Annotated in this window: 16 protein-coding genes; 12 read left to right on the top strand and 4 right to left on the bottom strand. The window is 37.0% G+C overall.

The genetic code is table 11. From position 1 onward, the window contains the following. The first annotated feature begins 9 nt into the window (after positions 1–9). From X953_RS02575 to X953_RS02585, 3 genes are read left to right on the top strand one after another with little or no spacing between them, the layout of a single operon-like run. A complete protein-coding gene (locus X953_RS02575; RefSeq protein ID WP_040954239.1) occupies positions 10–789 on the top strand; it encodes an ABC transporter substrate-binding protein in 780 nt (259 codons plus the stop codon). 31 nt (positions 790–820) lie between these two features. Then, positions 821–1480 (top strand): amino acid ABC transporter permease, encoded by a 660-nt coding sequence (locus X953_RS02580; protein WP_040954240.1) that lies wholly within the window; start codon positions 821–823, stop codon positions 1478–1480. Further along, entirely contained in the window at positions 1473–2195 is a 723-nt protein-coding gene (locus tag X953_RS02585) for an amino acid ABC transporter ATP-binding protein (RefSeq protein ID WP_040954241.1), read from the top strand. The genes X953_RS02580 and X953_RS02585 overlap by 8 nt, the downstream gene beginning before the upstream one ends. 57 nt (positions 2196–2252) lie before the next feature. Here X953_RS02585 and X953_RS02590 read toward each other — a convergent pair whose 3' ends face one another. From X953_RS02590 to X953_RS02600, 3 genes are all read right to left on the bottom strand, one after another. Beyond that, positions 2253–3203, bottom strand: a complete 951-nt coding sequence (locus X953_RS02590; protein ID WP_084715594.1) for a MoxR family ATPase — start codon at positions 3201–3203, stop codon at positions 2253–2255. A 135-nt stretch (positions 3204–3338) separates the two neighbouring features. Continuing rightward, entirely contained in the window at positions 3339–3812 is a 474-nt protein-coding gene (locus tag X953_RS02595) for a glutathione peroxidase (protein WP_040954242.1), read from the bottom strand. 61 nt (positions 3813–3873) lie between these two features. Further along, positions 3874–4950 (bottom strand): membrane protein, encoded by a 1077-nt coding sequence (locus X953_RS02600; RefSeq protein WP_040954243.1) that lies wholly within the window; start codon positions 4948–4950, stop codon positions 3874–3876. Positions 4951–5225: 275 nt separating this feature from the next. Between X953_RS02600 and X953_RS02605 the strand changes: the two genes are divergently transcribed. The 3 genes from X953_RS02605 (at position 5226) to ald (ending at position 7695) form a co-directional block, all read left to right on the top strand. Next, positions 5226–6311, top strand: a complete 1086-nt coding sequence (locus tag X953_RS02605; protein WP_052350019.1) for a CdaR family transcriptional regulator — start codon at positions 5226–5228, stop codon at positions 6309–6311. 7 nt (positions 6312–6318) lie between these two features. Beyond that, a complete protein-coding gene (locus X953_RS20160; RefSeq protein ID WP_232217800.1) occupies positions 6319–6465 on the top strand; it encodes a helix-turn-helix domain-containing protein in 147 nt (48 codons plus the stop codon). A 117-nt stretch (positions 6466–6582) separates the two neighbouring features. Continuing rightward, positions 6583–7695: an alanine dehydrogenase gene (gene ald / locus X953_RS02610; RefSeq protein WP_040954244.1), complete on the top strand. Its 1113-nt coding sequence runs from the start codon at positions 6583–6585 to the stop codon at positions 7693–7695. Positions 7696–7812: 117 nt separating this feature from the next. Here ald and X953_RS02615 read toward each other — a convergent pair whose 3' ends face one another. Beyond that, the gene (locus X953_RS02615) at positions 7813–8781 is read right to left on the bottom strand and encodes a rhodanese-related sulfurtransferase (RefSeq protein ID WP_040954245.1); all 969 of its coding nucleotides are present in this window, start codon (positions 8779–8781) and stop codon (positions 7813–7815) included. Positions 8782–8998: 217 nt separating this feature from the next. Here X953_RS02615 and X953_RS18985 point away from each other — a divergent pair, with 217 nt between their 5' ends. From X953_RS18985 to X953_RS02645, 6 genes are all read left to right on the top strand, one after another. Next, positions 8999–10186, top strand: a complete 1188-nt coding sequence (locus tag X953_RS18985; protein WP_052350020.1) for a hypothetical protein — start codon at positions 8999–9001, stop codon at positions 10184–10186. A 19-nt stretch (positions 10187–10205) separates the two neighbouring features. Further along, positions 10206–11330, top strand: coding sequence for a hypothetical protein (locus tag X953_RS02625; protein WP_040954246.1), 1125 nt, complete (start codon positions 10206–10208; stop codon positions 11328–11330). Between the two features lie 236 nt (positions 11331–11566). Continuing rightward, on the top strand, positions 11567–11764 hold the full coding sequence (locus tag X953_RS02630; protein WP_017795660.1) for a cold shock domain-containing protein: 198 nt from the start codon (positions 11567–11569) through the stop codon (positions 11762–11764). 274 nt (positions 11765–12038) lie between these two features. Further along, positions 12039–13235: an ISL3 family transposase gene (locus tag X953_RS02635; protein ID WP_040954247.1), complete on the top strand. Its 1197-nt coding sequence runs from the start codon at positions 12039–12041 to the stop codon at positions 13233–13235. A 452-nt stretch (positions 13236–13687) separates the two neighbouring features. After that, positions 13688–14374 (top strand): bifunctional 2-polyprenyl-6-hydroxyphenol methylase/3-demethylubiquinol 3-O-methyltransferase UbiG, encoded by a 687-nt coding sequence (locus X953_RS02640; RefSeq protein ID WP_040954248.1) that lies wholly within the window; start codon positions 13688–13690, stop codon positions 14372–14374. Beyond that, the gene (locus tag X953_RS02645; RefSeq protein ID WP_040954249.1) at positions 14374–14688 is read left to right on the top strand and encodes a hypothetical protein; all 315 of its coding nucleotides are present in this window, start codon (positions 14374–14376) and stop codon (positions 14686–14688) included. Before X953_RS02640 ends, X953_RS02645 begins: the two co-directional genes overlap by 1 nt. Positions 14689–14701 lie beyond the last annotated feature (13 nt).

Consider the following 14701-nt stretch of genomic DNA (forward strand, 5'->3'; position numbering starts at 1 on the left):
GAATATACATTGAAAAAAATAATCGGCACACTCACTTTATTAGTCTTAGTTATTACTTTATTGGCAGCATGTGGGAAAGGTGAAGCAAATTCAGAAGGAAAAAATCAAGATACAGAAGATAAAAAAATACTAAAGATGGCAACTTCAGCTGATTTTCCTCCATTTGAGTCACGCGATACAGCAGGCAATTTCGAAGGCTTTGATATTGACTTAGCCAATATGGTAGCAGAGGAATTAGGTTATGAGCTGGAGATTGAAGACATGAAATTTGATGGATTAATCGGTGCTTTACAGTCTGGAAGAGTCGACATGGTTATGGCTGGAATGAGTGCAACAGAAAAGCGAAGAAAGAATGTTGATTTCTCTACGGAATACAACCGTTCAGGTGAAATGTTTATTTTTAAACCAGCAAACGCTTTTAAAGATCTTGATAGTTTGAAAGGGAAAACAATAGGAGTGCAGCTTGGTACCATACAGGAAGAAGGCGCTGATGCCTTGAATGAAGAATATGGCTTTACAGTTAAGAAAGTAGATGATGCTGGAACAATGATCCAGGAGCTTAACTCAAATCGTATTGATGTAGCATATATGGATAAATCTGTTGCCAAAGGATATATCAAGGAGCAGGATTTGCAAGGCTTTGATGATCCAACAACGAGTTCTCCTGGAATGGGCATTGCATTTCCAAAAGATAGTGACCTTGTGGAAGATGTGAACAATGCGTTAAAAAAGTTTGAAGAAAACGGAAAACTGCAAAAGCTGAAAGATAAATGGCTGAATGAACAATAATAACAACATAGAGAGAAAGAGGTGGTAAGGCATGAATTTGGACTTTAGCCAGATCGTGCCTTATATTCCTTTTATGCTAGAGGGAATATGGGTTACGTTAAAATTTGTTAGTACTTCCATTGTGATTGGATTTATTATAGGTACATTATTAGCATTATGCAAGATTACTAAGATACCAGTATTAAAGGTTGTAGCTGATATTTATACATCCATCTTCCGGGGGACACCCTTAATTTTGCAATTAATGATTTTTTACTTTGCTGTACCACAATTGACAGGGTACGATATTGAGCCATTTTCTTCAGCCATTCTGGCATTTGGTCTGAATTCAGCAGCTTATGTGTCAGAAATTATACGGGCAGGTATTATGGCAGTGGATAAAGGTCAAACAGAGGCAGCACAAGCGCTGGGAGTACCATATAAATCAATGATGGCGAATATCATTTTACCACAGGCAATTAAAAATATTTTACCAGCGTTAATGAACGAGTTTATCACATTAACAAAGGAATCTGCCATCGTATCGGTGATAGGCTACCTTGATATCATGCGCCGTGCGCAAATCGTAGGTGCTGACATTTATCGTAATTTTGAGCCTTTGTTGTTTGCGGGGGTTATCTACTGGCTGATGGTCTATGTACTAACACAGCTTGGCAAAGTAGTGGAACGGAGGATGAGATACAGTGATTAAGGTAGATGATGTTTCAAAGACATTCGAAGAAAATACGGTATTAAAAAATATATCAACGGATATAAAACAAGGCGAAGTAGTTGCCGTGATTGGGCCTTCCGGATCTGGTAAGTCAACCTTTTTAAGATGTTTAAACCTTTTAGAACAGCCAACATCAGGTGATATTTGTATAAAAGACCAGATGATTACATCACCGAAAGTAAATAAGCTGGAAATCAGAAAAAATATCGGAATGGTATTTCAGCATTTCCATCTGTTTCCTCATATGACGGTATTGGAGAATGTCACGTATGCGCCAAAGAAAGTAAAAAACATGAAAAAAATAGAAGCAGATGAAATCGGAAAAAGCTTAATTGCAAAAGTTGGGTTGACTGATAAAGAGGTCGCTTACCCAAATCGTTTGTCAGGTGGCCAAAAGCAGCGTGTCGCTATTGCAAGGGCATTAGCAATGGAACCGGAAATCATGCTGTTTGATGAACCTACCTCAGCACTGGATCCTGAAATGGTAAAAGAAGTATTGGATGTGATGAAGGACCTTGCAGACAGCGGAATGACGATGGTCATTGTTACACATGAAATGAATTTTGCGAAGGAAGTAGCGGATCGAGTATTATTCCTAGATAATGGGGCACTTGTGGAGGAAGGTAAACCTGAAGCGTTTTTTGCAAAACCAATAACAGTCCGGGCACAAAATTTCCTCGAAAAAATATTATAACAAACACATCGGGAATAAGACATTCCTGATGTGTTTTTTCTATCCAAAAAAATGTACTTATTTCATTTGTCCCATTTCTACTGGGACAGGGACTGATTCAATTAGTTGTTGGATAATGTCCTCCTTATTATAACGAAGAGAACCTTCCATACTAAGATTAATTCGATGTTCAAATAAATGAGGGGCAATTAGTTTGATGTCTTGAGGGGTGACATATTCCCTTCCTTCCAATAGTGCCTTGCTTTGGGAAGCACGCATTAAGGCTAAGGCGGCTCTGGAACTAACCCCAATTTCAATGTCCTCATGTTCCCGGGTTTTCCTCACAAGCTCCAATAGGTAATCCATAACTAAATCTGTTATTTCTATTTTACGGACTTCTTCTTGTAATGCAATAATGTCTTCCTTCGTTACGAGAGGATCGAGGTCGTTTATCGGATCAGCTAAACGCTGATCTTTTAGTATCTGTTTCTCATGGTCATAGGAAGGGTAATCCATTTTAACCATTATCATAAAGCGATCTAATTGAGCTTCTGGTAGCGGGAAGGTTCCTTGGTTTGATTCAATTGGATTCTGACTGGCAATAACGAAAAAGGGCGGGGTTAGTTGAATTGTTTCGCCATCAATCGTTGTCTGCTTCTCTTCCATTACCTCTAAAAGACTAGACTGAGTTCGAGGGGTAGCGCGGTTTATCTCATCTGCCAATAAAATATTTGTGTCAACAGGGCCAATTCGCATTTCAAACTCCTGGGTTTTTGGATTGAAAAATTGAATGCCAGTGACATCGCTTGGAAGAACATCTGGTGTAAACTGTATACGTCTGAAGTTACCCTTAATTAACTTCGCTAAAGCATTTGCAAGCTTTGTTTTTCCGGACCCTGGTACGCTCTCTAACAAAATATGACCACCACTAAGTAGTGTAATAAATACTAAATCTACAGCCTCTTCCTGTCCTAAAATCACGTTGTTTAATGCTTCTTTTGCTTTTCTTATTTTATGCAATGCTTCCAAAGATAAAGCTCCTTTCCCAGCTCAGGTGTTATTTTAATACTAGCACAAATAATAGTGTGATTAGCAAGGCAAACATTTTAAATCGAAAAAACCCATCAGGGAGACGTCATCCGCTACCTGATGGGTTTCTACCACTTATAGTATTTCTTCAATATCCTGTTCCAAGCTTTCTGGCTTGGTTTGAGGTGCAAATCGTTTAATGACATTTCCATTTCTATCAATAAGAAACTTTGTGAAGTTCCATTTAATTTGCTTTGTCAACATACCTTTGGCTTCCTCAGTTAAGTATGAAAATAAAGGATGGGCATGCTCTCCTTTTACATCAACTTTACTAAACATTTGAAAGGTGACTCCATAGTTCCGCTGACAAAATTCCGAAATCTGTTCATTTGAACCAGGATCCTGATTATTAAATTGATTACAAGGAAAACCCAGTATTTCTAAACCTTGTTCTTTGTATTTATCATATAACTGCTGCAACCCTTCAAATTGGGGCGTAAAGCCACATTCACTTGCTGTATTGACAATCAAAAGTACTTTTCCCTTATAATCTGACAGGGATTTTTCTTCACCTAGCAAGGTCTTAGCTGAAAAGTCATAAACATTCATATAAAGCGGCCTCCTTTATTAAAAGAATAGCAATAGGAACACTTGCCGTCAAAATGGAAAACTATTCATGATCAGTTAGCCTGGTCTTTTTCCCTTTCGGCATCTTAAAGGAGGCGGTGACGAGCGCCAAAATTAAGAATAAACCCAAATAACCAATTAACGGATAGAAGAAGGCAACAAGATCTGTAAAACCGGCAAAGCTGGCAATAAAGCCAATGATCAATGTTATTGTGATAAATAACTTAAATTTGCTTGTACCAATTTCTGTGAATCTCGCTCCAAATGCAAAAAACATACTAATCCCAGTATTAAAAATCATTCCGAATAAAATCAATGAATAAAAAGTACCGAGAAAAGGTGATAGTTCATTAACGATTTGTAGCATTGGCATGTCATACTCTGCAACAACATTGACCTTTGAAAAGATGGCGAGATGACTTAGCACAATAAGAAGTCCCAGACCCAGGCCACCAACTAATCCACCAAGTTTGGCAGCTCGTTCATCTTTTTCTGCACCGCCCATAACAAGAGACATAGATGCACCAACTGCAATATTAAAGGATACATAGTTGACGCCGGCAATAAACCAATTTGGCAAGGTTGAAGTCTGTTCCTTTGCAATCGGATTTAATTCAGCAAAGGTGGAATCCATTGTAAGAAGACTATAAACAGAGACGATGATAACACTGATAATTAAAAAAGGTGTAATACTTCCAATAACATTGACTACCCGATCTACGTTTAACATCGCCGTTAATAAAACTAAAATAGTTATTAGTAAGGTACCTATAAATGCAGGTAAACCAAACTGTTGGTCAAAAATGGAACCAGCGCCAGCAACCATCACAACTCCCACTCCAAATAAGGTGAAAATAATAATATAGTCAACAATCAATGCTAACCATGGATGAAAACTGACCTCATAAATCGCATCTTTATGGGAAGTTGTTCTTAATCGGCTTCCTAACCTAGTGAGTGTCATACCAAGATAGGCAAATAATGCGGTAGCAACAATGGCTCCTAGGGTTCCAATTAAACCGAAGCTCGTAAAGTACTGCAAAACCTCCTGCCCAGAAGCGAAGCCAGCCCCGACGATTATTCCAATAAAAGCGCTACCAATTTTTAATATTTTTCCCATAATGCTTCCCCCAAAAAAATAAGTGTGTAATAGATCATATCAAAATTTTTTACAGTTGTAGAATTAAAGAGTTTTAAATGTCGAAATTCGTTGAAAAATGATGGCGGTTACATTTATTTTAACAAATAATCAATTAATTTTATTTGTTGGTTTTGTAAAAATAAAGGAAGAAAGTTTGTTTAATATCACTAAAACTTCCTAATTATGTGGTATTCTTGAAGGGAAATAAGTATAAAAAATACTCTTCCTAAAAGTACAAGATCGGGGGAAGCAAGATGTCGCACGCAGTCAATCATTCAGGGCTTTTTCAATTAAATTTTGATTCATTGGAAGGGCTGGCGGATCGAATTGCAGAAATAATGGACTGTCCCATAACGATTGAAGATTCCAATCACCATATTATTTCATATAGTTCTCATGAAGATAGCGTAGACAATGTTCGTGTTAATACGATCATTCAGAGAAAAGTACCGGAAAAGGTAATAAATAGTTTATGGAAGAAAGGATTTATGTCAAAACTATTTAAGGATAATAAACCAGTTAAAATACCTGCAATACCAGAGGTTGGTCTAGGTGATCGTATCGCAATTTCTGTCAGTAAAAATAATGAGATATTAGGCTTTATATGGGCACATACCAATGGTGGAGAAATAACAGAAGAGAAATACATGATGCTTACGGAAGCCGCTCAAGCAGTTCGGAAAAAATTGCTAAAGCTGCAGATCAAAAAACAACGGATGGAGGAAAGCTATAAGGAATTCTTTTGGCAACTACTTACCGGCCATCTTAAGGATACAACAGAAATTGAACAACAAGCGCAAAAATATGGGCTTTACCTCAATGGATATGTTGCGATAGTAATGATTGAGTTTGAGGATGAAATTACAGAGGAAATTGAAAAACATTCCTTCTATCTAACAGAAACTCTACGAGGAGTTGAGGTGGTATGTAAAGTCTTTGACCAGAATCAGTTTATCCTGTTGGTAAGATTCCCAACCATTAAAGATTCAAATAAAATTTTAAAAGAATATGTCTGTAATTTTACTGCCAAAATAGAAGAAAGGTTAAAGCTGCAACATAATGTATCAGGTGCTTTTGGACTTATATTTGAATCACCTAAATATATTAAGGACAGCTATAACCAGGCAGAAAAAGTACTAAACGTTAAAAGCCAATTCCGAAACCAGCTTGAAGAAGTATACGGATATAACGAACTGGGAGTATACCAATTCATAGATGAATTAAAAGAAATTCGTAAGCAGACAAATTATAAAAATGATGTGATTAGGACATTAAAACAATATGATGCAAATCATAATACTGAATTACTTAAGACCTTGAAAGCTTTTTTTGAATTGTGATAGTAATGTGTATAAAGCAGCCAACACGATTCATGTTCATACCAACACGTTAAATTACCGCTTAAAACGGATTACTGAACTAACGGATTTAGATTTAAAGGATCCTAACCAAAAAGTTACGTTATTTTTGGATCTGAAGCTATTGGAAATGTAAATGTGATTATATGTGGAATTACACAAACACTATAGGTTATATTTTGTATACTGCCTAAAGCGTTTTAATAAATCAAGTTATATAATAAATCTAAAAGGAAATAGGGAGGAAACAAACATGATTATAGGGGTTCCTAAGGAAATAAAGAACAACGAAAACCGGGTTGCCATGACACCAGCAGGGGTAGTAGCTATTGTAAAAGCAGGCCATCAGGTCATCATTGAAACAAGTGCTGGAGAGGGTAGTAACTTTACTAACGAAGAGTACAAAGAAGCTGGGGCTGAGATTATTGAAAACGCTTCAGATGTGTGGGCTAAAGCTGATATGATTATGAAGGTAAAAGAACCTTTAGAATCTGAATACGGCTATTTCCGTAAAGGATTAATTCTATTTACTTATTTACATTTGGCAGCAGAAGAATCATTAACAAAAGCATTAGTTGAAAGTGAAGTTACAGCAATTGCTTATGAGACAATTACTGTTAATAACACATTGCCACTTCTTTCTCCGATGAGTGAAGTAGCTGGACGGATGGCTTCCCAAATAGGGGCACAATTCCTTGAAAAGTCAAAAGGCGGAAAAGGGATTCTATTAAGTGGGGTTCCGGGAGTTAGTAGAGCTAACGTAACAGTAATCGGAGGCGGTATGGTTGGTACGAATGCTGCCAAAATTGCTGTTGGATTAGGAGCAAATGTTACAATTATTGATTTAAATCCAAATCGCCTACGTCAATTGGAAGATATCTTTGGTTCAAGTGTGCAAACATTAATGTCAAATCCATATAATATTGCAGAAGCAGTAAAGAAATCCGACCTTGTGATTGGGTCTGTACTAATTCCAGGAGCTAAAGCGCCAAAATTAGTAACAGAAGATATGGTTAAAGCAATGCAACCTGGATCTGTAATTGTGGATGTGGCAATTGACCAAGGTGGTAACTTTGAAACAGTTGATCATATTACAACACATGATGATCCAATTTATGAAAAACATGGTGTACTTCACTATGCTGTTGCAAATATGCCTGGTGCCGTTCCTCGTACGTCAACAATTGCGTTAACAAACGTAACTATTCCATATGCCATCCAAATAGCTTCTAAAGGTGCAGAAAGAGCAATTAAAGAAAATGCACCGATTAAAACAGGGGTTAATGTGGTTAATGGAAAAGTAACATTTAAAGCAGTTGCTGATGAATTTGGTTACGACTATACAGACGTAGATGCAGCACTTTAAAAAGTGGTAGCAGTAGAATACGTCTCAAGCTATGGTGTTAACGATGTAACTACTTTTCATTTTGGACAACCATTAAAAAGCTCCAGGATAACTCCTGGAGCTTTTTTCGTATTCTTATTATGCTTCTTGTTTTCTGGATTCGCCCAGCATCTGAAGTCGTTCTACAATATCTTCTTCAGATAAGTTGTGTTCTTTTACATACATGTTTCTAGGGCTGACACGACATTCATGTGTACAACCTCTCATATATTTATGCTCATTTTCTTCAGAGCAGAGTATTTGTTTATTACATTCCGGATTTGCACAGTTGACATAGCGTTCACAAGGTTTTCCATCAAAATAGTCCACGCCGACTACAACATGTTCTTTTTGATTTATTGGAACAGAGATTCGTTCATCAAAAACGTAGCACTTTCCATCCCATAACTCTCCTTGCACTTCAGGGTCTTTTCCGTATGTTACAATTCCACCATGTAATTGGTTTACATCCTCAAAGCCCTCTTCTTTTAACCATCCGGAGAATTTTTCACAACGGATACCGCCTGTACAGTAGGTCAATACTTTCTTACCTTGAATCTTATCTTTGTTATCACGAATCCATTCGGGCAACTCACGGAAAGTCTCAATGTCTGGTCGAATTGCACCACGGAAATGTCCTAGGTCATATTCGTAATCGTTTCGCGCATCTATCACTATAGTGTCTTCGTCTTGCATTGCCTCATAGAATTCTTTTGGTGAAAGATAATTCCCAGTTGTTTGCAATGGGTTAATATCATCTTCCAGACGAAGTGTGACTAATTCTTTTCGAGGACGCACATGCATTTTCTTAAAGGCATGTCCATCATGTTCATCAATTTTAAATACCATGTCAGCAAACCGTGGATCGTTATTCATTGCTTCCATGTATTTATTTGTTTGCTCAATTGTACCGGAAACCGTACCATTTATTCCTTCATGAGCAACAAGGATTCTTCCTTTTAGTTCTAAGTCCTTGCAAAATTGAAGATGCTCTTCGGCATAAGCTTCCGGGTCTTCAATATGCACATAGTTGTAGTACAACAAAACCTGATAATTCGTTTTTTCCATTCTTTTTACCACCTGTCATTCATATTTGCAAGATATAAATGTTTGGTAGTCGATATTAAATTATAATCTTGCAAGAAACTATTTTACCAAGGAATACACTAATTTTCAAGCTGATCTGGTCTACCTATTGCTCACTAGAGATGGAGAAATGTTTTTGTTCGGTCAAAAAGGGTAAAATATCATAGCAGAGAACACACATGAGGATTTAAGAGATAAAATGGTGGAGGTGAGAGAAATTACAACAATTAAGTTAGGGCTTATTTCAGCTCCTGATCTACCAGCTGAAATTGCTAGTGACCTTATAAAAGAGCTACCGGAACTACTTCCCGATAGAATTGATAAGGATGTATCCTGGGAAGTGGAAATGACCATCGATTCTTTGGTTGGAGTGGCGGAAAATACAAAGCAAGTCCTGGAAAAAGCAGACAACATAAAAGAAGAAAATAATTGGGATTATGCTATTTGCTTGACTGATCTGCCTATTTTCTTTGGAAAATATTTAGTTGTTGCCAATGCAAGCTTAAAGGATCAGGTAGCACAAATTTCCGTCCCCACATTTGGATTGATGCCTATGCGAAAAAGAATTCGGAAAACCCTAATGCAGATGATGCGTGAATTATACAGTAAAGAATCTAATGATAAGCCTCACGCCAGATTGGCGGTAGAAAAGAAGCCTTCACCAAGTAAGAATAAAAATAAAAATAAATTAACTCACCAGTTTTCACTCTCTCAAATAGGCAGGATGCAAGCAACATCAAAGGATGATGTGGTAGATCTTCGGTATTTTATAAAATCGAGATTTACCGGTTATCTCCGCGTGTTATTAGGTATGACATTTGCTAACCGACCATGGAAGGCATTGTTTTCTTTTAATAAAATGATAACTTTATCTTTTGCTACAGGGTCATATATATCTATTTTCCCTACACCCTGGCAACTGAGCATAGTGTATACACCGATAAGACTAATCATTTTAACAATTATAGCAATTATGGGGATGGTTATATGGGTTATTTTTTCTCAAAATCTATGGGAGAAACCATCAGACCGTGGTAAGAAACGGTGGAGGGACTTATACAATTGGACAACCTTCGTTACGTTAAGTTCCATTGTTATTATTAACTATATTGTATTATTTACGATGTTTTCCATCGCTATTTCTATTTTTGTTCCACCGGAATTGTTCCAAGCTTGGACCGGATTGGATGAGGATCCTTCATTTAAATATTATTTGAATTTAGTATGGTTAGTTACTTCACTTGGCACACTTGCTGGTGCTATCGGCGCAGGACTAGAGAGAGAGGAAAAAATCAGAAATATAACGTATTCGTTCCGACAACAACAACGTTATTATGAAGTAGGAGAGGAATACGATAATAAAAAAGAAGCCGAGGAATCTAACTAAAGAAGAGAGGAGGGGTTGGATGGATAAAGAAAAGGTTAGGGTAGGACTTATCGCAGCTCCTGAACTACCTGCTGAAATAGCGAATCGCTATGTGGAACAATTACCTGAAGCTTTTGAGAGGGAAATTGATGACAGTGTCACATGGGAGGTGGAAATGGTAGTAGATCCTCTTACAGGAGCAGCTGAAAATGTTGATAAAATTATTGAAAAGGCTGCAGAACTGCGTAATGGAGAGGATTGGGGATACGCTATCTGTTTGACTGATTTACCTATATTTGACAACAGTAGTATTGTAGCAGCAGACATTAGTAAGAAGCATTATATTGCTCAACTATCTGTTCCTTCCTTTGGCTGGCTGCCTATAAAAAAAAGAATGAGAAAAGCAGTTATCCAAATTATGAATGAATTGTATAACGGATCTCGATTGGAAAATAATGATCATAAAGTCAAGAAAAATTTCACAGGTGACATGCTACAAAGGCAATTTCCACTCACCAAAGTAAAACGAATTTCACCGAATGATGAGCATAAGGATATTGAAACTCGATATATTGTTATTCCGAAAATAAATGGTGAAGTTCGACTATTGATGGGAATGACACAAGCTAATCGACCATGGAGTATTATGTCATCGTTTAAAAAGGTAATTGCTATTGCGTTCTCCACAGGAGCGTTTGCGTTGATCTTTACTACCCTATGGAATTTAAGTGATATATTAAGTACGCTTAGGTTGAGTGTATTATCGTTCGCGGCGATTAGTCTAATGGTAATTTGGATTATTACAGCACATAATTTATGGGAAAGGCCATCTAACCGACATCAAACTCATCTTCGGCACTTATATAATCAAACAACGCTAATAACCCTGCTTCTTTCCGTTTTAACATATTATCTTGCTTTATTTTTATTATTTCTTATTACTGTTATAGTAATTGTGCCACCAGAAGCTTATAACTCTGCTGTAAATAGAGAGGGAGACTTTACCATCATGCAGTATATAAGACTGGCTTGGATAGGAACCTCTATCTCCACAATTGCTGGTGCAATTGGTGCAGGATTAGAAAATGAAGAACTAGTAAGAGACATTACGTATGGGTATCGACAGAAAAGAAGATATAAGGAAGTCGAACCGAAAGATGACTAATTTTGTCTCAGGATGGAAGTGGAAAATAGCATCAGACTATGTTGAAATAAAAAGCAAGAATGAAAAGTTAAAATAAATTCTAAATTACTTGCATTTTTTTTGTAAAAAGGTTAAAGTTAAGAAAGCAAAAGGAAATTGAAGTTTGAATAATACTTTACGATCTCTTTAACAAAGCGTTGTAAAAGTATTTATGATTCAATTACTTTGCACGATATTTGTATAAGGAGGTCATTTTAATGACTGGTAAAGTAAAATGGTTTAACGCAGAAAAAGGCTTTGGTTTCATCGAGCGCGAAGACGGAGACGATGTATTCGTTCATTTCTCAGCTATCCAAGCTGAAGGCTTCAAAACGCTTGAAGAAGGTCAAGACGTTGAATTTGAAATCGTAGAAGGTAACCGCGGACCACAAGCAGCTAACGTTGTTCGTCTATAATAGATGATTATCAAAAGGTTTATCTCATTCATGAGATAAACCTTTTTTATTATATATGTTTGGATTATCCAATGATTCGCAAAATAGATAAGAAGTAACTTGATAGGGCTACAAATAACTCCTGTTTCGGAAAATAATTTTATGGGGCTCTATACTAAATGTGGTGGTCTCCTTTGGAGGATCAGTGTTTCCGTAAGAAACAAAAAAATACACTCATTCCCCTCTCTTTTGTTAACCTAAAGTTGCGACACAAAAGGAAAAGGAGAGGGAAAGAGTGCAAAACCATTTTATCATAGAAATGTTAGGTATTGAAGACAAACATGTAGATGTATGGGAAGTTTCTAGTGACTCAGCTAAGTTTTTTGTAGAGCTATATACAAAAGTAAAGAAGCAGAAGTGCCCGTTTTGTGGCAATAGGACAAAAAGTATCCACGGCTATCGTACCCAAACGATTCAGGGGCCCATTGTTTCCAATAAACCAGTTAGTATTTCTTTGAAAAAGAGACGCTACTTATGTAAGGCGTGTAATCATACGTTTTATGAAAAGCTTCAGATGGTGGAACGATACCAACGTTGCACCCGTTCTATACAAACGACAGCGCTAACGTATACAGCTGTGGGCTCATTTACTACAGCTGCCCAGTTAACTGGGATGAGTTCGCAACGGTTACTTCGTATTTATGATCGAAAAGAAATAAAAACAAGGAAAGTCCTGCCACGTGCGTTAGCTATTGATGAATTTAAAGGGGATGCGGGCGGTGAAAGGTTTCAAACGGTCATTGCGGATGTAGAAAATAAAGAGATTGTGGATGTCTTACCTGATCGGAAGGTAGATACAATTAAAGCTTATCTTCAGTCCTGTGATACAAGTAACGTAGAGATTGTCGTCATGGACCTTTCTAAGTCTTTTAAGCAAGCAATACGGAAGGCGCTTGGTAACCCACTGATCATCGCTGATCGATTTCATTTTATGCGGCAAGTATATTGGGCGCTAGATGAAGTACGTCGAGAAGTGCAAAGAGACTTAGAGAAAAAAGACCGGATATATATGAAAAAAAGTAAAAAGTTACTTTGGAAATCAACCTATAAATTATCAGAAGAAGAGCGAGAGAAAGTAAATCAGTTACTCCAGGTTGATCCTCGATTAGAAGAGGCATACAACCTAAAAAACAAACTTGATCAGTGGTTTAAAGAGAGTAACGAAAAGACCGCTACACAGGGTCTAGAAGGATGTTTAATGGCGATGAAGGATTCTAATATTGAGTCTTTTCATAGAGTAAGAAAAACATTTGAGCGGTGGAAGCAAGAGATCTTGCATTCCTTTATGTATCCTTTTAATAATGGATATATTGAAGGCGTAAATAATACAATTAAAGTGGCAAAACGAATGTCGTATGGAATTAAAAATTTTAATCGATTAAAAAAGAAAATACTGTGGCGACAAGAGGTTAGAAGGGTTTTGACACAATAGAAACGGCAACCAATATACGTACGCAGCTATTTAAGCAAAGGCTTTTTAATAAAAGAGATGGTGGAGTGAAAATCACACCACCACATTTGACTGAGAACCTTTTATGGTGAACACACTATAGCTAATTTGTGAATGTCTGCAGCCGATTAATTTGCTCTCCGGCGGATAATCTTGCTCTGCAGCCGATTAAATTGTTCTCCAGCGGATAATTTTGCTCTGCAGCCGATTAGTTTGCTCTCCGGCGGATAATCTTGTTCTACAGCCGATTAGTTTGTTCACACACTAGTCCGCAGTTTACTCCAACTATGAATGTACGAGATAATGGTCTTACTCCTACATTTGCAATAGAACCTCAAAGATTAGGCAAGCCATGCCAAGAATAAGAAATTGTTATTATTTAATACTTTTACATATTAAAACGAACGACCGCCTGAAAGGAGAGGGAAATCTATATGAAATCTTTTAATTGGGAAAAAGAAGCAGAAACGCAATGGGACCAACGTGCTGCTTTCTGGAATGCAAGAAGCAAGAAAATGTGGGACAGCGGAAGCAGAAAGGATATTGTTGATTTTATTAAGAAACACATACCTGAAGACTACGATATGCTTGATGTTGGTTGTGGTGATGGTTATGGATCATTTAAATTAACACAAGCCGGATATAAAGTAACGGGAGTAGATATATCCAGCGAAATGATTGAATTAGCAAAGAAAAACAATAAGAATGCAGCAGCATTTTACCAGGCAGATATAAATCAATTACCTTTTAAAGCTGATACCTTTCATGGTGCAGTTGGTATTAATGTGTTGGAGTGGACAGAAAACCCAGTAAGTGCTTTAAATGAAATGAAAAGAATAGTAAAAAAAGATGGTTATTTATGTGTTGGAATTTTAGGGCCGACAGCTGGCCCTAGAGAAAATAGCTTTCCCCGTCTATATGGAGAGAATGCTATTTGTAATACCATGATGCCATGGGAGTTTCAGAGGATTGCGCAAGAGAAGAACCTGGAATATATAGATGGATTTGGTGTTTATAAAGAAGGGGTAAATGAAGAAAACTATTCGAATCTTTCACTTGACTTAAAGCAAGCGCTAACCTTTATGTGGGTTTTCATCTTTCGAAAAGCAGGTGATTTATAATGGACGGAAAGGAAAGAGAGCAACAGATTGTCAGTAACTATCAGAATGACGAAAAAATGATGATTCTTATCTATGCACAATGGTGTATAAATCATGGTTTAGATCCAAAAGCTATATATATGGAGGCATATCCAAATCAAGAAAGTAACAATGCGTTAGAGGAAGCTATTGAGTTAACTGTTCCCAAAGAGGAATCAGATGTAATTTCTTCGGATATGTTAATGAATGTACTCCAATTGTTCGGGAACAATGATCTGGCTTTTATTGTACAAAGGGAAATAGAAAAGATGGAAAAACAAGAGCCGCGTAAATAGATAATGATGCGGC

The organism is Virgibacillus sp. SK37 (assembly GCF_000725285.1).
Taxonomy (GTDB): Bacteria; Bacillota; Bacilli; order Bacillales; family Amphibacillaceae; genus Virgibacillus_Q.